Below are 20560 nucleotides of genomic sequence, written 5' to 3' on the forward strand. Positions count from 1 at the left end.
AAATGTCCAGAATCCAGTGCCCGCGCTGCATGCGTCCGCAAACTCATTGCCTATGCCCGCTGATCCCGAGCCTCGACAGCCGCACGCGGGTGTTGCTGTTGCAGCATCCGAGTGAAGTGAACCATGCACTGAACACCGCGCGGCTGGCGGCGTTGGGGCTCAAGAATGCCGAGTTGATCGTGGGCGAGGTGTTCGAGGATTTGCCGGCGTTGTTGAATCGGCCGGGCTATCAGGCGCGGCTGTTGTTTCCCGGCGAGGAGGCGCAACCGTTGCAGGCCTACACCGCGAGTGATAAGCCGCTGCTGCTGGTGGTTCCGGACGGTACCTGGCGCAAGGCGCGCAAGATGTTGCACCTCAATCCATTGCTGGCGGCGTTGCCCAGAGTGACCCTGGCCGAGGGCGGGGTGTCGCGTTATCGCTTGCGCAAAGCGCCGGGGCCGGGGGCGTTGTCGACGGTGGAGGCGATTGTGCAGGCGTTGCAGACTCTTGAAGCGCCGACCACTTTCGAACCGTTATTGAAACCGTTCGAGGCGTTGATCGAGGGGCAGATTGCAGCGATGGGGGAGGAGGTTTTTCAGCGTAATCATGGGCCGAAATAGTCGTTGTTTGTGCCGGCCTCTTCGCGAGCAAGCCCGCTCCCACATTAGACCGAGTTTCCTCAGGAGAAAAGCGATCAAATGTGGGAGCGGGCTTGCTCGCGAAAGCGGTAGATCAATCACAGATAATCCCAACAAAGACTACCGCTCGCGCATCGCCTCGGTCCGTGCCTTCAACACCGGTTTAAGCAGATAATCCAGCACACTTTTCTCCCCGGTAATAATGTCCACCGTCGCCACCATCCCCGGAATGATCAGCAGCGGTTTCACATCCCCACCCAAGTGATTCTTGTCGGTCCTGACCTGAATCAGATAGAAGCTGTTGCCCTTGTCATCGGTAATGGTGTCCGCCCCGATCAACTCAAGCCTGGCACTCAACCCGCCATAAATCGTGTAGTCATAAGCGCTGAACTTGACCATGGCTTTCTGGCCCGGATGCAGGAACGCCACGTCTTGAGGCCGCACCTTGGCTTCGATCAGCAGGTTGTCTTCCAGGGGAACGATTTCCACCATGTCGCTGCCCGGCTGGACCACGCCACCGATGGTATTGACCTTCAGCACTTTGATGATGCCGTGAACCGGTGACACCACGGTGGTGCGCGTCACCCGGTCGTCGATGGCAATGCTCGTGGCGGTGATTTTCGACAGGTCGGTGCGTTTCTCGTTCAGCTCTTTCGCCGCGTCCGAGCGGAAGGATTGTTCGGACTCGTCGATCTTGCTTTTGATCTCATTGATCGCCGATTCCGCCCGGGGAATCGCCAGGGTCGTGGCATTCAGCGAGCCGCGGATTTCCACCGCGCTGCGTTTGAGCCGCAGGATCTCCACCGGTGACACCGCCCCGGTGCCCACCAGCGGCGCCGACATGTTCATCTCTTGTTGCAGCAGCGCCAGGCTGGAACTGAACTGCCCCTGTTTGGAACGGAATTCCGCCAGCTCCTGGGTTTTTTGCCGAAGTTGTTCAGTCAGCGTGCGTTGTTCGCTGGCCAGTCGGCGCTGGCGTTGTTCATACAGCGAGCGTTCGTCCTCGGCCACTTGCGGCGCCTTGGCGATGACTTCCGGGGACAGCTTGAACGGTCGGCCTTCCGCTTCGGCGGACAATCGTTCGACCTGCGCGATCAAGGCATAGCGATCCGCTTCGCTTTCGCCCTTGTTCGACAGGAATCGCGTGTCATCCAGGCGCAGCAAGGTGTCGCCCTTGTTCACCATTTGCCCTTCGCGCACGAAAATCTCGGTGACGATGCCGCCTTCCAGGTTCTGGATCACCTGTATCTTGCTCGATGGAATCGCCTTGCCTTCGCCCATGGTGACTTCCTGCAACACGGCGAATTTGGCCCAGACCAGCGCGGTGATCAGCAGCGCCGCCGCCAGCCACACGGTGATCCGCGACCAGCGCGGCGAATCCTGCAACGAGGCGCCGGCGGTTTCCGGCATGAATTCGCTTTCGGCACTTTTGCTGAAACTGCCGAAGTAGCTTCGGTCTTGCGGTGTGTCGGATGATGAACGGGCCATGGGTCGCTCCTAAACCGTCGCAGAGCCGACACGGCCCTTGCGCAATGCATCGATGACCGCTTCTTTCGGGCCGTCGGCGACGATCCGCCCGTTGTCCAGCACCACCAGCCGATCCACCAGGCTGAGCATCGAGGTGCGGTGGGTAACCAGCAGCACGGTTTTGCCCTGGACCCAGCCGTGGAGTTTCTGCCGCAGGATGTCTTCGCTGCTGTTGTCCATGGCGCTGGTGGGTTCGTCGAGCAACATGATCGGCGGATCGAGCAGCAACGCACGCGCCAGCAACACCGCCTGGCGCTGACCGCCCGACAGCAACTGTCCGCGCTCGCCCACTGGCCGATCAAAACCTTGTGGATGCTGGCGCGCGAGTTCGGTGACACCGGTCAGCTCAGCGACTTCAAGCATCCGGGCGTCGCTGATGTAGCGTGCGCCGAGGGTCAGGTTGTCGCGCAGGCTGCCGGCCAGCAACGGCAGGTCGTGGGCCACGTAGCCGATCTGTTGACGCAGGTCGGCGACGTCCAGTTGCCGCAGGTCCAGGCCATCGAGCAGCAACTGGCCTTCTTCCGGTGCGTAGAAACCCATCACCAGCCGCGCCAGCGTGCTTTTGCCCGAACCGCTGCGACCGATGATGCCGATCCGCTCGCCGGGCTTCATGCTGAAGCTGACGTTGGCCAGGGCCGGCGCGTTCTGGCCGTTGTAGTGGAACGTCACGCCGCTGACGTCCAGGGCGCCTTGCAGTTGCGTGCGCTCCAGCGGCCGCTGCTTGGCATCGCGCTCTTGCGGCAGCGACATCAGCGAATCGGTGCTTTTCATGGTCAGTTGCGCTTGCTGGTAGCGGGTGATCAGCCCGGCGATCTGCCCCAGCGGCGCGAGCACGCGACTGCCGAGCATGTAGCTCGCCACCAGCGCACCGACGCTGAGATTGCCGGCGATGATGCTGTAGACCCCGGCGACGATGGTCGCCATGCCGGAGAATTGCTGAATGAACAGCGTGCCGTTGGTGGCCAGCGCCGAGAGGTTGCGCGCGTGGCTGTCGAGGCGGGTGAGGGCGCCGTGGGTGCTTTCCCATTTGTGCTGGCGCTCGCTTTCAGCGCTGCACGCCTTGAGGGTTTCCAGACCACCGAGGGTTTCGATCAGCAGGGCCTGGCGTTCGGCGCCGAGGCTCAGACTTTTCTGCACGGTGTCGCGCAGGCGTGCCTGGATCACCATGGCGAAAAGGATCGTGATGGGGAAGGCCAGCAGCGGAATCACCACCAGCCAGCCGCCGAGCAGGCCGATGACTACCAGCATCAGCACGGCGAAGGGCATGTCGATCAGGCTGGTCAGCGTGACGGCGGTGAGAAACTCCCGCAGGCCCTGGAAATCATGAATGCTCTGGGCGAAACCACCGATGGTTGCGGGTCGCGCTTTCATCGCCATGCCGGTGATGCGTTCGAACAGGGTCGCCGAAAGAATCACGTCGGTTTTCTTCCCGGCGGTGTCCAGCAAGTGCGCACGAACCACCCGCAGCACCAGTTCGAAACCGGTGCCGATCAGCAAGCCGATCGACAGCACCCACAAGGTTGAAGTGGCCTGGTTCGGCACCACCCGGTCGTAGGTCTGCATCACGAACAACGGCACCATCAGGCCCAGCAGGTTGATCAGGAAACTCGCCAGAATCGCATCGCTGTACAGCCATTTCGACAGCTTCAGCGTGTCGCGAAACCACGCCTCGACCCGCGGCACCAGCGGTGCGCGCAAGTCTTCAAGTTCATGCCGTGGCCGGGCGAACAAGGCCTGGCCGCTGTAGTTGGCGGCCAGCTCGTCCGTGCTCACCCATTGTTCTCCGCCGTCGGCTTCGCTGGGCAGAATCAGCGCCTGACCATCGTCGCCCCAACGGCGCAAGACCGCGCAGCGGCCATGGTTGAGGATCAGCATCACTGGCAGGTTGAGCGCGGAAATATCCGCCAGCTCACGGCGCAGTACCCGCGCCTGCAAACTGGCCCGGGCCGCTGCGCGCGGCAGCAGGTCCAGGCTCAAGCGTTGGTGTGCCATTGGCAGCCCGGCACTCAGGCTGGCGCGACTGACCGTCGCGCCGTGGAGCTTGCAGAGAATCAACAGGCCGTCCAGAAGCGGATCATCGAAGCTCAGACGCGGATCGACACCCGTGTTGCCGGTTTCCATGCTGGTCACATTGATCGCTCCTACACGGCGTTACTTCATTTAAGTTCAGGCAAGCGCGCTTCGTTTTTCACTTCGGTGGCGGCAATCGCATCGGCGGGCAGCACCACCCGTTGTTTGCTCAGCAACTGGCCCATGTTCGCCAGTACGCGGTACATCGAGAACTCCTCGGTGTAGCGCACTTCGGTATAGCGGCGGTTGGCGTTGTAGAGCTCGTTTTCACTGTCGAGCAAGTCGAGCAGAGTCCGTTGGCCGAGACCGAACTGATCCTGATACGCCGCCCGCACACGGGTGGTGGTTTCGGCGTACTCGCGGGCGGTCGGGGTTTGCTTCTTGGCGTTTTGCATGGCGTTCCAGGCCAGGTGGATGTTCTCGTTGAGCTGGCGCAGAGCGTTGTTGCGGATGTCCATCGCCTGGTTGATCTGGTGCGCATCGGAGGCCAGCCGGGCCTTGTCGCTGCCGCCACGGAACAGGTTGTAGTTCATCACCACGCCCACTCGCCATTCGTTGTCGTGGCCTTGATCGCCCTGCACATTGTTGTTGGCGCCCACTGCCGCTTCGGCGTCGAAGCGTGGGTAGAACGGCGACTTGGCGACTTCGTACTGGCTCTCGGCCGATTGCACGTCGGCCTGGGCGGATTTCAGGTACGGGTTGTTTTCCATCATGCTCTGCTGGGCTTCCGGCAGGGTGGCGGGCAATTCGCCGCGGGTTGACGGCGGCACTTCAAGTTCATCGGGCATGCGCCCCACGACGCTGTAGAAATTCGCCTCGGCATCCGCCAGATCGACTTCAGCAGTGTCGAGGTTGTTTTGCGCCAGTGCCCGGCGAGCGGTGGACTGGTCTGAGTCGGCGTTGCTGCCGACCCCACGCTGGGTCCGCAGGCTGATCTGATCATTGACCCGCATGTGCGCTTGCAGGTTGTTCCTGGCCAGGGTCACCAGCTCGCGGCGCTTGAGCACTTCGAGGTACACCTCGATGGTACGCAGGGCCAGGTCCTGGGCGGTGCCCTGTGCGTAATACGCCCGGGAGTTGACCACGCCTTTGGTGCGCGCCACCTCGTTGGAGGTGTTGAAACCGTCGAACAGCATTTGCCGCAGACGCAGCTCTGACTGGGTGTAGGTGAGGATTTCGGTATTGTGATTGCCGCGCGAGCGGGTGGTGGTGTTATCGCTGTAGCCGCGCCCGTAGGCGGCGTTCAAATCCACCGATGGATAAAAGCCCCCTTTGGCGACTTTAACCTGCTCGTCGGCCGAGAGCCGGGCATCAACCCGCGACGCCAGTTCCGGGTGGGTCGCAATGGTGCTCTGGATCGCCTCGGTCAATGACATCGCCTGCGCCTGAGATGTGCAGGCCATGGCCAGCAGAATCGCGCTGCAGAGGGGGGTTAAAACGCGCATGGGTGCATCTCCCTGATTCCTGATGGTGTGTAGCGGTCGCCAAATATTTGACGTTATTTTTAGGTAAAACCGTTTCATGCTTGTAACAACAGAGCTAAGAACATCCTGAAGCGTAGCTAAGAAAAATTTTTCATAAGGGTTATGCCAAAAAAAACTTATGCGCCCTGCAAAATCCAGCACATTGTTCAATGCGAAAGCCTTTGTTTTATGAGCTTTCGGAAGCATTAACAGGGTTTAGGAAAGTTCCATTCACTTTTCGACACAGGGCGAAGAAGTGCTGGAGGGGAGGAAGGCGAGACGGTTTAGAGGCGACATTTTTTTGTCACTCCAGTGATTCAGAACCGTTACGCATCGTTTGCAGGCGGGCTGTTTTGGAAGTGGATCCCGATGCCATTGATTGCAGAGGGTTTTATCCCGATCCCCGAACAGCCCCTCGCAAACGACACGCTTGGCAAGGGTGTCGGGAAGCAGCGGTTTACCTCAGGTAAACGCTTTCCGGCAGGCGGGCCGCCAGGCAACCTGCCTGAACCATGAGCACATTCTTCGCGCAAACAGGATGCCGACAGCAGTTGGCAGCGGAGGAATGCACATGGCAACGCTCATCGGTATCGTCAGTAAGGTCATCGGTCAGGTGTACGCAGTGGCGGGTGATGGCACCCGCCGCAATCTGGTCGAGGGCGATCGGCTGTTTGCCGGTGAGCAACTGGTTACCGGGGCCGAAGGCGCGGTGGCGGTTCATTTGCAAAGCGGTCAGGAGCTGACCCTGGGGCGTGACAGCAGCCTGCAAATGACCGCCCAATTACTGGCGCATCAAGTGCCGCATGTGGAAACCACCGATGCGGTGACGCCGAGTCAGGCGCAACTGACCGATGTCGAACAACTGCAAAAAGCCATTGCCGCCGGTGCCGACCCGACCCAGACCGCTGAGGCCACCGCCGCCGGGCCGGGCACAACGGGCGCGCCCGGTGGCGCCTTGGGGGGTGGCCACAGTTTTGTGCTGTTGGAGGAAGTGGGCGGGCGGGTCGACCCCACAATTGGTTTCCCCACCGCGGGCTTCAACGGCATTCCCGAATTCCCCCTGGAGCGCCGGGATGCTGCGCCGGACAACGGCAATAACGGCATCGTTACGCCGTTTGCCGCGAACGTGCCGAACAACCCGGTTACCCTCACCGGCCTGTCGGTGGCGGGAGGTGAACTGACCCTCAATGAAGCCAACCTGGCGGACGGGTCGGCCAGCAACCCGGGGGCGCTGACTCAGCACAGCACGTTCACAGTGTCTGCGCCCGACGGGTTGACCAGCCTGAGCATCGGCGGGATCAGCGTGATCAGTGGCGGGGTGCCCATCGGTTTTCCGCAGTCGATCACCACTCAACTGGGCAACACCCTGACGATCACCGGCTACAACCCGGCCACTGGCGTGGTCAGTTACAGCTACACCCTGGTCGGCAATGAAACCCACTCCGCCGGTGACGGCACCAACAACCTCAGCGAACAGTTCACCGTAGTCGCAAGCGACCGCAACGGCGATACCGCCACCGGTTCGCTGGACGTCAATATCACCGACGATGTGCCCAGGGCCATCGACGACAGCAACGCCCATACCGCATCGGAAACCCTGCCAACCCTGACCGGCAGCGTGCTGCCCAACGACATCCAGGGCGCCGACCGCATTGCCACCGGCCCCGACAGCGGGCCGATCATCGGCGGCACCTTCACCGGGACGTTCGGCACCTTGGTGTTGAACGCCAACGGCACCTACACCTACACCCTGAATACCAGCGACGCCGATTTCAAAGCCTTGCACGGTGGCGGCAACGGCACCGAAAATTTCGTCTACACCCTCACCGATGCCGATGGCGATACCAGCACCGCGACGCTGGTGCTGAACATCCATAACAACGACGACACGGTGACTCTCGATGGCCTGAACACCGAGGGCGGCGAGCTGACCGTCAACGAGAAAAACCTTAGCGACGGCAGCAACCCTGATGCATCGGCCCTGACCCAAAGCGGCACGTTCACCATTACTGCGCTGGATGGCGTGCAAACCCTCAGCGTCGGCGGAATCAATGTGGTGGTTGGCGGTGTATCGGCGGGTTTCCCGCAATCAATCGTCACGCCGCTGGGCAGTACGCTGACCATTACCGGCTACGACAGCACGACCGGCGTGGTCAGCTACAGCTACACCCTGGTGGATAACGAAACCCATCCGAATGCCAACGGCGCCAACAGTCTCTCCGAACAGTTTGCGGTCACCGTGGTGGACGACAACGGCACCACCGCCAATGGCAGCCTCGATGTGAACATCGTCGATGACTTGCCTCAGGCCGTAGATGACAGCAACGCCCATACCGCATCGGAAACTTTGCTGACCCTGACCGGCAGCGTGCTGCCTAACGATATCCAGGGCGCCGACCGCATTGCCACCGGCCCCGACAGCGGGCCGATCATCGGCGGTACTTTCACCGGGACTTACGGCACTTTGGTGTTGAACGCCAACGGCACCTACACCTACACCCTGAACACCAGCGATGCCGATTTCAACGCCTTGCACGGTGGTGGCAACGGCACCGAGAACTTCGTCTACACCCTCACCGATGCCGATGGCGATACCAGTACCGCAACGCTGGTGCTGAACATCCATAACAACGATGACCCGGTGACCCTCGATGGCCTGAACGTCAACGGCGGCGAACTCACCGTTTATGAAAAAAACCTCAGCGACGGCACCAGCCCCAACACCGCGGCCCTGACCCAGAGCGGCACCTTCACCGTCACCGCGCTCGATGGTTTGCAAACCCTGACCGTGGGTGGCATTGCGGTGGTCACCGATGGCGTGGCCGCAGGCTTCCCGCAATCGATCGTCACACCGCTGGGCAGTACGCTGACCATCACCGGCTACGACAGCGCGACCGGCGTGGTCAGCTACAGCTACACCCTGGTGGATAACGAAACCCACCCGAACGCCAACGGCACCAACAGCATCACTGAGAACCTCAACGTCATCGCCACTGACGTCGACGGCAGCACGGCGTTGGGCCAGATCAACGTCAACATCGTCGATGACTTGCCCACCGCCAACCCGGACCACGCCTCAGTGGCCGAGGGCGCGACGGTCTCGGGCAACGTGCTGGGCAACGACATCGGCGGCGCCGACGGACCAGCCCTCGGCGGCGCGGTGGTCGGCGTGCGCGCCGGCAGCGACACCTCGACTTCGGCCATCGGTGGCTTGAACACGCAAATCAACGGCACCTATGGCTACCTGACCCTGGATGCCAACGGCGATGCGGTCTATCACAGCAATCCAAATGCCGTGAACGGCCCTGGCGCGACCGACGTGTTCACCTACACCGTGCGTGATGCCGACGGCGATGAAAGCACCACCACCATTACCATCGACGTAGCCAACTGCACCCTCGTAGCGACCATCGATACGGATGTGACGGTTAATGAAAAAGCGCTGGATCTGACCAAGGACGGGCAGGATCTGGCGGCAGGTACCGTCATCGGCAGCGAGCCTGGCAACACCGGTGAAACCGCCTCCGGCACGCTGGTGGGGGCGGTCACCGGTACCAGCGACACCATCACGTACAGCCTGGTCGGCAGCGCCACCGGGACTTATGGGCAAATCCTGCTCAACCCCGACGGCAGCTACACCTACACCCTGACCTCGCCTCCGACGACTACACCTCACGCCAACGATGGCGCGAACACCCTCAGCGAAAGTTTCACCTATCAGGCCACCGACTCCCTGGGCAACAGCGTCACCAGCACCATTGTGATCAACATCGTCGACGACGTGCCAACCGCCCACGCCGATGCCGTCTCGGTGGCGGAGGGCGGCACGGTCAGCGGGAATGTCTTGGGCAATGATGTGCTCGGTGCTGACGGCCCGGCCTTGGGTGGCGCGGTGGTTGGCGTGCGCGCCGGCAGCGACACCTCGACTTCGGCCATTGGCGGCTTGAACACGCAAATCAACGGTGCTTACGGCTATCTCACCCTGGATGCCAACGGCAACGCCTTGTACCACAGCAACCCGAATTCGGTCAGCGAACCGGGGGCCACGGATGTGTTCACTTACACCGTGCGCGATGGCGACGGCGATGAAAGCACCACGACCATCACCATCGACATCTCCAACTGTTCGCTCGTGGTGGCCCCCGATAACGACGTGACCGTTTACGAAAAAGCGTTGGATCTGACCAAGGACGGACAGGACCTGGCGGCGGGGACTGTCATCGGCAGCGAGCCTGATAACACCGGTGAAACTGCCTCGGGCACGTTGGTCGGTTCAATCACTGGCGCCACCGGTGCAATCACTTACGCTCTGGTCGGCAGCGCCACCGGCACTTACGGGCAAATCCTGCTCAACCCGGACGGTTCCTACACCTACACCCTGACCTCGGCACCCACCACCACGCCGCACGCCAACGACGGACCGAACACCCTGAGCGAGAGTTTCACCTACCAGGCCACCGACTCTGTGGGCAACAGCGTCACCAGCACCATCGTGATCAACATTGTCGATGATGTGCCGACGGCCCATTGCGATTCGGTTTCGGTGGTGGAGGGCGCCACGGTCAGCGGCAATGTGCTGCACAACGATGTGCTCGGCGCTGACGGCCCTGCCTTGGGTGGGGCAGTGGTCGGCGTGCGTGCTGGCAGCGACACCTCGACCTCGGCCATCGGTGGCTTGAATACGCAAATCAATGGCACCTACGGCTACCTGACCCTGGATGCCAATGGCAACGCCGTGTACCACAGCAACCCGAATTCAGTCGGCGAAGCGGGCGCCACGGATGTGTTCACCTACACCGTGCGCGATGCCGACGGCGATGAAAGCACCACCACGATCACCGTTGACGTGTCCAACAACTGCCTCGTAGCGGCCACCGATACCGATGTAACCGTCTATGAAAAGGCGTTGGATCTGACCCAGGATGGGCAGGACCTGGCGGCGGGCAGCGTCACCGGCAGCGAGCCCGGCAACACCGGTGAAACCGGCTCCGGCACGTTGGCAGGCTCGGTCACTGGCGCCACTGGCGCGATCACCTACACCCTGGTCGGCAGCGCCACCGGCACCTACGGGCAGATCCTGCTCAATGCCGATGGTTCCTACACGTACACCCTGACCTCGGCGCCGAAAACTTCGCCGAACGCCAACGATGGCGCGAACACCTTGAATGAAAGCTTCACCTACAAAGCCACCGATGCGCTGGGCAACAGCACCACCGGCACCCTTGTGGTCAGCATCGTCGATGACGTGCCTCACGCCGTCGCCTCGGACCGTTCGGTGCCGGCCGTGCAGATCGACTCCAACCTGATGCTGGTGATCGATGTATCCGGCAGCATGGACGACCCCTCCGGCGTATCGGGCCTGTCGCGGCTGGACCTGGCCAAGCAGGCGATCAGCGCGCTGCTCGACAAGTACGACAATCTGGGTGATGTGAAGGTGCAGATCGTCACCTTCAGCAGCAGCGCCACCGACCAGACGTCGATCTGGGTCGATGTGGCGACCGCCAAGTCGATCATCGCTACGCTGACGGCAGGTGGCGGCACCAACTACGACGCGGCCGTGGCGACCATGGAGAGCGCGTTCGATACCTCGGGCAAACTCACCGGGGCGCAGAACGTCGGCTACTTCTTCTCCGATGGCAAACCCAATGAAGGCGACATCGGCACCGCGGACGAGATCGCGCTCAAAGCCTTCCTCGACGCCAATGGCATCAAGAACTACGCCATCGGCCTGGGCAGCGGCGTCAATAACGCCAGCCTCGATCCGGTGGCCTATGACGGCAGCACGCACACCGACACCAACGCCGTGGTGGTGACCGACCTCAACCAACTCAACTCAGTACTTTCGGGCACCGTGCAAGGTGCGCCGGTCACCGGTTCGCTGCTGGGCGAGGGCGGTACGTTCGGCGCTGATGGCGGGTTCATCAAAACCCTCACGGTCGACGGCACCACCTATACCTACGACCCGAAAGCCAACAGCAATCAGGGTTCGCTGAACTTCAGCGGTGGCGCCAACCACGGCACCTTCAACACCGTCGACAACACCCTGAGCATCGCCACCAACAACAGCGGCACGCTGCTGGTGAACCTCGACACCGGCGAGTACACCTACACCTCGCAGAAAACCACGGCCGTGCAGATCACCGAAAACATCGGCTTCACCGCCAGCGACAACGACGGCGATCTCACCAGTTCGACCCTGACAGTCAACGTGATTCCGAATTCGCCACCGGTGGCGGTCGATGATCACATCATCACCAACGTGCTGTCGGGCAGCATTGTGGTGCCGGGCGAGCTGCTATTGGCCAACGACACCGATCCCAACGGTGATGCGCTCACGGCATCGCCGACTACCTTCAACACGGGTTGGACGGCCAAGGGGGCGGACTTTACCGGCACCAATACGAGCTTCAGTTTTACCGGCAATAACGTCCAGGCCGTGACCATCGCCCGCAGTGCATTCGTCGCCAACGCTGCCGCCATGACCGCCATGCTGGTGGTCAGCGGGGCATTGGGGTCGGTCAGCACCAACAATACCAACGATGAGGACCGCATCACCGTCAACCTCAAACAGGGCGAAACCCTCAACCTGGACCACAACCTGGCGGCCGGCCACATCACCATGGAGTACTCGGTCAATGGCGGCGCTTACATGGCTCTCGCCGATGGCCAGACCATCACCGCCACGGCGGACGGCACGTACCAGATCCACATCACCAACATAGACGACGGGGGACCTGGCAACAGCGGGAAGGGGGCGGAAAACTATCAACTGACCATGACCGTCAACTACGCCGGAGCCCAAGACTCCACGCCGGACTTCCACGGCACCTACACCGCCAGCGACAACCACGGCGGCAGCGACAGCGCGGCAGTCAACATCACCTACCAGGACGGCCACACCCTGACCGGCACCTCGGGCGATGACGTGTTGATCGCAGGCACCGGCAACAACGTCATCAACGCTGGCGACGGCAACGACGTGCTCACCGCAGGCTCAGGCAATAACGAGATGCATGGCGGCGCCGGCAACGATCTGCTGTTCAGCGGGCCGGGCAACGATTGGCTCGACGGCGGCACCGGCAACGACACCACCAGCTACGCCCATGCCACCGCCGGCGTCACTGTCGACCTCAGCCTGCTCACCGCGCAAAACACTGTTGGCGCAGGCACCGACACCCTGACCGGCATCGAAAACCTCACGGGCTCGAACTTCAACGACAGCCTCACGGGCGACAACAACGGCAACATCATCAACGGCGGTCTGGGTAACGATGTGCTCAACGGCGGGGGCGGCGACGACTTCCTGATCGGCGGCCTGGGCGACAACACCCTCACTGGCGGCAGCGGTGCCGACACCTTCCAGTGGCTCAAAGGCAACAGCGGCCACGACGTCATCACCGACTTCACCCCGGGCACCGACAAACTCGACCTGTCGCAACTGCTGCAAGGCGAGAACGGCACCGCGGCATCGCTGGATGACTACCTGCACTTCAAAGTCACCGGCAGCGGCGCGACCCTGGTCACCAGCATCGACGTCAGCGCCATGGCCGGCGCCACGCCGAACCAGACCATCGACCTGGCGGGGGTGAATTTGGCCAGTCACTACGGCGTCACGCCGGGGGCGGGTGGGGTGATTGCCGGCGGAGCGGACACTGCGACCATCATCAATGGCATGTTGAATGACCATTCGTTGAAGGTGGATACGGTGTGATCTGAAACGACAAAACCCGCCATTCCCGGTGAAAAGGGATGGCGGGTTTTTTTGTTGTTTGAGGATTTATCTACCGGTCCTGTGCCCGGATACACCTCATGTGGCGAGGGGGCTTGCCCCTGTTGGGCTGCGAAGCAGACCCAAAACCTGCAGTCACCGTCTGTCTGGCAAACCGCATGCACAGGTTCTACGACTGCTGCGCAGCCGAACGGGGGCAAGCCCCCTCGCCACAGGGGATCAGGTCATAGGGCCGGGTCGGCCTTCAGCTCCAGGCTATCCAGCGCCCGACTCACCGCCAGCTCCCCGAACATGATGAGCTGCGCGACGCCCAGTATCGTATTGCGCTGCGGCCCCTCCAGAAACCCGGCGCAGTCACTGGCGATCACCTTGGCCGAGGCAAAGGATTCGCAGGCGTTGGCCAGCAGTTCTTCGATGTTGATGTCCGGGGCGACGGTGTAAATCGTGCTCGGTTTGCGCGGGGGCTTGGGGTCGGACGGTTTGAGGTAGTAATCGAGGGCGCGCTCGGCGGCTTCGTTGAGTTTTTTGGAGTCCGGGGTTTCGTAGGGGGAAACGTCGTCGGTTTCAGGGGGATTGGGTGTGGCTTTGAACATTGTGATGCTCCTTGATTAGTGGAGCCGCCACGGTTCGCTGCGAAACGAAGGGAGGTGGCAGCTGTACGCAGGTTCGCAGACCGGGAATCAAGGAACCCGGCAGACCCTAAGATCTCCCGCGCACAGCCGCCATAACGCCATCCAGTAGACGAAAAAAGCGCCAACTGAAAGGGAACGGTGGCGCAATGCGCCTTGATTGACCCGGGCTGCGAAACCCGATCGCTGATTCGTCAGCGACCCGGAAACAATAGAGCCCGCCCCCAAAAGCACACAAGCCGGCGGATTCTGGCGCAGTCGTAGGCAACGGCGCAAGGATGTGTAGCCTGAGTGAGTGTCTGGAGATGTCTTTTAAACATCACTGTTTATTTCTCACTCAGGTTTGGAAAGGCGGGGGGCGGGAACCCCTTGCTTCTTAGCGCAAGATTCACCGCCAGTTAAAATTTATTTACGACGCATGTTGAAGTAATCGAAAGCTATTAAATCCATTATGGGTGTCGTGATTTCTATGCCCCAGATGTAATTGTTGTAGGGGGTGGAGTATGTAACGAACTGCGCGTTGAAGTTGTTGGAAAGATACATGTGATTGAGCGTGTTGCCTGCTTTATCTAGGAAGTAAACCGAGATGTTGTTGTGTTGGGCGAATCGGCACCAGAAACTGACATAGGAATAGCCCCAGTTGAATCTGATACGCATATGTTGCGCCGTGCCGCTAGCCTGCCAATGCATCTCCAGAATCTGCCCATAACATTGACCCGGCAATTGAGGGTAAGGGCCAGTCACGACATTTGCTAACGGTGTTATTCCCAAATACCCGTTCCCCGCCGGAAAAGTAATGGTCATGCTGTCTAGTGAGATACTTCCGCCGGGTGCTATGACTTGTGTAGGGCGGTGATCGAAGTTTTCCGACAATATCGGCTGTTTATTCCTGATGACATATTTTATGGACGTTGGGAATGTGATCGTTATGGGCTTTTGCCCCTTGACGTTGGCTTTGACTTCTACATGGAGGGTTGAACCATCCTGCAGCAGTAACAGTTGCGCACGTGACAGTGTTCTGGTGAATCCATTTATCTCTTCCTCAAGTGTCAAGGAACCTTCTGTCACTACGGGAATAACAAGGGGGCTTCCATTGTTTCCGGTTCCTATGACCTTTATGTCGATAAGATAATTTCCACCCCGAAGCGGCCATGAAGTTTTAGTGATGGTGGTATCACCGTCGAATTCATTGATATCCAAGGTCCGCGCACTATCAGCCTGATCGATGATGGGAGCTCCCAATCGAACATCACCGTCGACAATCGGCTTAATTTTCAGCGCCAGGGGTAACGATTCCCCAACTGATTTTCCGTCGCGAATCAACGTCCAATACAATTTTATTTCGCTATTCATGCGGGCCAAAAGAAATTCGGAGCTGAGTTTTAAATTGGCCCGTTTGTTGTCATTGATTCGCTGCTCAGAAAAGGGTTCGTCACCCGGCAGGGGACTCGCGTCTATAAATTGCGCTTTATCATTTGTCTTGGCAGTCGGATATTCGATTCGAACGGTAATTCCGTTCGGTACTTCCAGTAAATCGATGACCATGGTAGCCGGCGGTACGGGGAATGGCGGCCGCAATTCTTCAATCGCTTCCTCTCCAAACATTAACTGAAGTAGTTCCGAAAAGACCTCCATCTCCCCCGGATTTTTTATTGTGCATTGCACCGTCAAAGGCGTATCGGCATAAGGGGCGATGTACTTGTCTGACACCTCAAATATGATTGGCTGTGTCGGATCCTCGATAATGAGTTTGAAAATGAACAGGGCCTTGATCCCGTCTTTATCGGTAGTTTGCCAGTGAAGGGTAACGTTGGCGCCCTTTTTCAACGGCCAATAGTCAGCAACTTTTACCCTGGCCCTGCCAGTGTCGACCGGTAGTTTGTCGTCTACCAGCGGCTCAACTATAGCCAGACCCAGAGGCAAGGACTTGCCCCTGAAAGTGGCGTCGGCGGGTTTCGAAAGCTGGGTGTTGCCCCCTTTGGTCAATGTGTAGGACGCCCGTGCCGATCCCCTGATGAGATTACGTACCCACTCGTTTAGAACAGGGATTTTCACAGATCTGGTCGCGGCAGTCAGCGTCACACGGAACGTGTGGCTGGCGGGATCGCCACCACTGGTGAGCGCTTCCAGGGTCAGTGCGATCTCATCATCTTGTGCAAATACACCGGTGACCAGTATCACCATGGGATCGCCCATGAGCAGATCGTGATCTACCACATTGTCGGGATCGGCCTGTTCGAAAATCGGTGCGGTCAGCAGCACTATCCCGGGCTTGAAAACCAGGATCAGCGAATCCGACCAGCCGCTCGAATTCTCCACGACATCGAACACCTCCCAGCGTACGATCACCGTAGAGGTGAGCGGCAGCTTGGCGAGCATTTCAGGTGTCAATTCAAAGATCACGTCACCCAACGCAGTGACGGTGGACTCAAGGAGCAGCGATCCAAAGGCAAGTACGACCACATCACCGATTCTCTGGTTGTAATACGCCAGCACGGTCACGAACATGCCTTCATCGACCACGGTTTTATCAATGACGGATTCCGAAGCAACGGGCAGCTTGAGGCCCTGGTTGAAGGGTTTACCGCCGTCTGTGTCCGGTTCACCCGGTGCCGGGTGTTTATAAAACAGCGGCACAGGTGTCGATTGTTCGGTGCCGTTTCCACTCACGCGCTTAACGTCGAACCAGAATTGCTTGTTCTCCGATAGCAGCGGCGCAAACCTGGCTTCCATGTCTTTGGCGGAAATATAGAAAGGAATGTTTTTCGCGTTGCCTTCGGCATCGAAGTGGGCTTCGGTGACGGAAAATTCAGCGACGGGAGCGTTTTTTGTTTCGATGTAAACCGTGATGTAGTCGCCGATGGCCATGTTCAGATAGGCCAGGATGTAAACCAGCAAACCGTCTCGGTCGCCGTGCACCATGTTGATGTTGATCCCCAGGGCACCGTCTTTCTGTGGCTTGTAGCCTGGCGGGAAGGGCGGCTCTACGGCCAGCAAGCCGATGCCGCGATCGGGCGGGAATACAACGACTTGTCCATTGGAGGCGAGGTCAGCGTTTGTCAGGGGGCTGTTCATGAATACGTACCTTCCTTAGAGGCGCCCGGCTTCCCGATTGGGCGGCACCGATACGGAAGGATTAGATAATCGGCGTGAGTGTTTGCCTACTGTCAGATCTGACAGGTGTACACGGATTTTAGACGAGTGGTCATACCCCTCACATAGGCTCCGGCGGCCCGATCAACCGCCCCATCACCCCAAACAACCCCAACTCCCGAATCACCTCCAGTTCCCCTTTGGTCTCGACCATTTCCGCAATCAACGGCAGATCAATGCTGTTGGTCGCCCGGTATATCGCATCGATAAACAACCGCTTGTCACTCTGCTCATCGATACCCCGAATGTACGCCCCATCGATTTTCAAGTACGCCAACCCCAGCTGCGTCAGGTTGCCGATCTGGCTGAAGCTGCCGCCGAAATGCTGTAAACCGATGCGGTAACCGGTGTTGAGCAGGCTATGGCTCAGGCGTTGCAGTTCTTCGGGGGGCGGCAGTTGGCGTTCGTCGATTTCCAGGGTCAGCAGCGGCGCCAGTTCCGGCAGTGATTCGAGTATGTCGCAGATCAGTTTCAGCTGGGTCTGATCGCGCAGGGTGCTGCCGGACAGGCTCAGCGCGAGCGGCCAGCGGTTGGCGGCGAGGTATTCGAGGGAGGCTTCGAGCATCGCCAGATCGAACCGCGCCGACCAGCCGAGGCGTTCGATCCACGGCAGGAAATGCCCGGCGGCAATGGCCTCGCCTTGCGGATCGAGCAGGCGCGCGAGGACTTTGTGGTGCAGCACCTGGCTGGTGTCGGCGCATTGCACCACCGGTTGGAAATACAACTGCATCTTGCCTTCGCTCAGCGCGTTGTCGATCCAGTTGCGCCAGTCATGTTGGGAGTGGTTCGGCGCAGTATCGGTGTGGGCCAGATATGTCCACGGCCGCTCGGGGTGTTGCTGCGCCTGGGCCAGCGCTTGATCGAGGCGCAGCAGGACTTCGCTGGCCGGTTCGCCCGGGTGATAGGCGACCACGCCCAGATGCGCCACGGGCATGCAGTCGCTGGCGCCGGTCAGGCGCAGGTTTTCCAGGGTGGCGCTGATTTCCGAGGCGAGGCGGGCCGCGCCGGTACTGTCCAGGCCCGGTGTCAGCAGGCTGAATTCGCCGCCACGATTGCGTGCCGCCAGCCAGGTACGCCGCTCCGGCAGTTGCGTCAGGCGCTTGAGCAACTCGCCGACGGCGCTGATCAGGGCATCGGTGCGCTGGCCACCCAGGCGTTGATTGAGACCGATCAGGTCGTTGATCCGCAGCATCAGCAAATGACCGTCGCGGCTTTGCTCGGAATCCAGTAATTGGTCGGCCAGTTGTTCATCCAGCAAGCGCCGGTTGGCCAGGCCCGTGAGGGTGTCCTGATAGGATTCGGAGCGCAGTTTTTCGCTGCGCGCGGCCTCTTCGGCGAACAGCGCTTTGAGTTTTTCGACCATCTGGTTCATGGCCAGCACCACGCGTTTGAGCTCCGGCGTGCGCGGCAGTTTCGGTAAACTGCGGAACTCGCGTTTGCTGATGGCTTCCGCCTGTTTGACCATGTTGTCGAGCGGCCGCAGCTGCCGGCGCAACAGCCAGCCACCGAACACGGCGCTGAGCAATCCGCAAATCAGCAGCCAGATCAGGCTGCCGAGGGAGCTGTCCCAGAGTTTGGCCAGGGCGAACTGCGGGTTGCTCAGCACTTCGACCCGTGCCGTCTGGTCCCAGCCACGGGTGACCAGCGCATCGCCGCCTTGTGGGCGCAGGTTCACCAGGCTGACGAACCAGCCGGGAACACCCTCGATTTGCGCTGGTACGCTGCGCTCCACCAGCACTTGTTCGGTCTCGATGTTGATGACCCGGATGCTGCTGAAATAGCCGCTGTCGAAAATAGAACTGACCATCAATTCGATCATTGCCGGGTCGTCGATCTGTGCGGTCAACGACAGGCCCAGCGCCGTGGCGGCATCCTGGGCGTGGGAGCGCAACTGGCTGAGCATCTGTTCCCGAGAGCTTTCCAGGCTGACAAAAAAACTGCCGCTGAAGGCCACCAGCAAGAACAGGCAAATGGCCAGAAACAACTGTTTGCGCAGTGACATAAAACGCTCCTTGCTGTGGCGGCTAGCCTTCGCCCACGGCGAACCCTTCGATTTGCATCTTTTTCAATACGTCTTGCCAGCGCGACAGTTTTTTCGAGTCGCTGCTGCGTTTACCGCCATTGGCCCCCGGCAGGTACAGGCCTTCGGCGTTGAAGGCGTACACCGGCAGCAAGTCTTTGCGTTGGGAGGCGGGGCGGATCTCGTCGATCAGGTTGTCCAGCACCAGCGGATCGGCCGTGGGGCTGCTGTAGAAGGTCAACACCATGTGTGCCTGATTCCGGGCCAGGGCCTTGACGTAGGTGATACGCAGTTTCTCGCTGGGAATCCCGAGGTGACGCAGGCTGAAATATTTCGCCAGGGCGTAGTCTTCGCAGTCGCCCGCGGCTTTGATCAAGGATTCCACGGGCGTGGCCCAGTAATCGGTCTGATGCCAGATGCGCGTGTCATCCTGAAAACTCAGTTGCTGATTGAAGAAGTGATTGACCGCGTTCAGCTGTTCGCGCTCAGGCTGGTTGCGTTCGCTTTGCAGCATTTGGCTCCAGGCCTCGATCCGCCCCCGGGCCGGACCAAGGGGACCGTAGCGTTTTTCGGCCGTTTGCAGAATCTGCGCAAAATCCCAGTCGGCCCAGACACTGCCCAACCCGGCCAGCAGAAAACTCGCCAGCAGCAGCCATCCGCCGAACCGAAGTCGGAGCGTTGACCATCCTGGACTACGCGGACTGCGGGGCATGTCTGGCTGCTCGGGTGCAGATGCCTGAAGTCTAGGTGGTGTTTACGGCGAGGGAGGGCAGGTCGTCGGACGAAAGGATGTCGGCGGGTTGTTTCCTGTGGCGAGGGGGCTTGCCCCCGTTGGGTTGCGAAGCAGCCCCAAAACCTGCAACCCACCTTCTCCTGACACACCGCATTGATCGGATTGGCGACTGCTTCGCAGCCGAACGCAGCCTCGCCGGGGCTCGACAGCTGCTACGGGGATCAGGGTTTATGCAGGGTTTTCTGTTTGAGGATGTAGATCGTCACCAGCACCGCGCTGGTCAGCATGAACCCGCGCGCCCACGGCAGGGGCACCAGGTAGCAGGAGAGGAGAATGCTCGTCCACATCAACCCGATGGTGTAGACCTTGCCCTTGAGCGGAATACCGTTGCCGTCCAGATAGTCGCGAATCCACGGGCCAAGCCGTGGATGTTCAACCAGCCAGTGATAGAAACGCGGCGAGCTGCGGGCAAAGCAGGCTGCCGCCAACAGCAGGAACGGTGTAGTGGGCAGCACCGGCAGGAAAATCCCGATCACCCCCAGCACTACGCTCAGCCAGCCGATGGCCAGCAGCACGTAGCGCAACATCAGGGGGCGGTGGCCTATGGGGTTGTCCATAG

The 20560-nt window shown here is 60.2% G+C and carries 10 protein-coding genes; 2 read left to right on the forward strand and 8 right to left on the reverse strand.

Features of this window, described 5'->3' with window-relative positions:
• Positions 1–2 precede the first annotated feature (2 nt).
• Positions 3–599: a tRNA-uridine aminocarboxypropyltransferase gene (locus tag PSH64_RS07385; protein ID WP_305480366.1), complete on the forward strand. Its 597-nt coding sequence runs from the start codon at positions 3–5 to the stop codon at positions 597–599.
• A 138-nt stretch (positions 600–737) separates the two neighbouring features.
• On the opposite strand, the gene PSH64_RS07390 is transcribed toward PSH64_RS07385, so the two are convergent.
• From PSH64_RS07390 to PSH64_RS07400, 3 genes are read right to left on the reverse strand one after another with little or no spacing between them, the layout of a single operon-like run.
• A complete protein-coding gene (locus tag PSH64_RS07390) occupies positions 738–2105 on the reverse strand; it encodes an HlyD family type I secretion periplasmic adaptor subunit (protein ID WP_105339911.1) in 1368 nt (455 codons plus the stop codon).
• A gap of 9 nt (positions 2106–2114) precedes the next feature.
• Positions 2115–4274, reverse strand: coding sequence for a type I secretion system permease/ATPase (locus PSH64_RS07395; protein ID WP_105339910.1), 2160 nt, complete (start codon positions 4272–4274; stop codon positions 2115–2117).
• A gap of 26 nt (positions 4275–4300) precedes the next feature.
• A complete protein-coding gene (locus PSH64_RS07400; protein WP_105339909.1) occupies positions 4301–5659 on the reverse strand; it encodes a TolC family outer membrane protein in 1359 nt (452 codons plus the stop codon).
• Positions 5660–6248: 589 nt separating this feature from the next.
• Here PSH64_RS07400 and PSH64_RS07405 point away from each other — a divergent pair.
• A complete protein-coding gene (locus PSH64_RS07405) occupies positions 6249–13388 on the forward strand; it encodes a retention module-containing protein (RefSeq protein ID WP_305480367.1) in 7140 nt (2379 codons plus the stop codon).
• Between the two features lie 242 nt (positions 13389–13630).
• Here PSH64_RS07405 and PSH64_RS07410 read toward each other — a convergent pair whose 3' ends face one another.
• The 5 genes from PSH64_RS07410 to PSH64_RS07430 all read right to left on the reverse strand — a co-directional run bounded on the left by PSH64_RS07410 (position 13631) and on the right by PSH64_RS07430 (position 20558).
• Positions 13631–13999: a DUF6124 family protein gene (locus tag PSH64_RS07410; RefSeq protein ID WP_105339907.1), complete on the reverse strand. Its 369-nt coding sequence runs from the start codon at positions 13997–13999 to the stop codon at positions 13631–13633.
• A 441-nt stretch (positions 14000–14440) separates the two neighbouring features.
• The gene (locus PSH64_RS07415) at positions 14441–17110 is read right to left on the reverse strand and encodes a hypothetical protein (protein ID WP_305480368.1); all 2670 of its coding nucleotides are present in this window, start codon (positions 17108–17110) and stop codon (positions 14441–14443) included.
• 139 nt (positions 17111–17249) lie between these two features.
• A complete protein-coding gene (gene lapD, locus PSH64_RS07420) occupies positions 17250–19190 on the reverse strand; it encodes a cyclic di-GMP receptor LapD (protein ID WP_305480369.1) in 1941 nt (646 codons plus the stop codon).
• A gap of 22 nt (positions 19191–19212) precedes the next feature.
• Positions 19213–19920: a cysteine protease LapG gene (gene lapG, locus PSH64_RS07425; protein WP_305480370.1), complete on the reverse strand. Its 708-nt coding sequence runs from the start codon at positions 19918–19920 to the stop codon at positions 19213–19215.
• Between the two features lie 242 nt (positions 19921–20162).
• The gene (locus PSH64_RS07430; RefSeq protein WP_105339904.1) at positions 20163–20558 is read right to left on the reverse strand and encodes a YbaN family protein; all 396 of its coding nucleotides are present in this window, start codon (positions 20556–20558) and stop codon (positions 20163–20165) included.
• Between the last annotated feature and the right edge of the window lie 2 nt (positions 20559–20560).

The organism is Pseudomonas sp. FP1742 (genome assembly GCF_030687145.1).
GTDB classification, from domain to species: Bacteria; Pseudomonadota; Gammaproteobacteria; order Pseudomonadales; family Pseudomonadaceae; genus Aquipseudomonas; species Aquipseudomonas frederiksbergensis_D.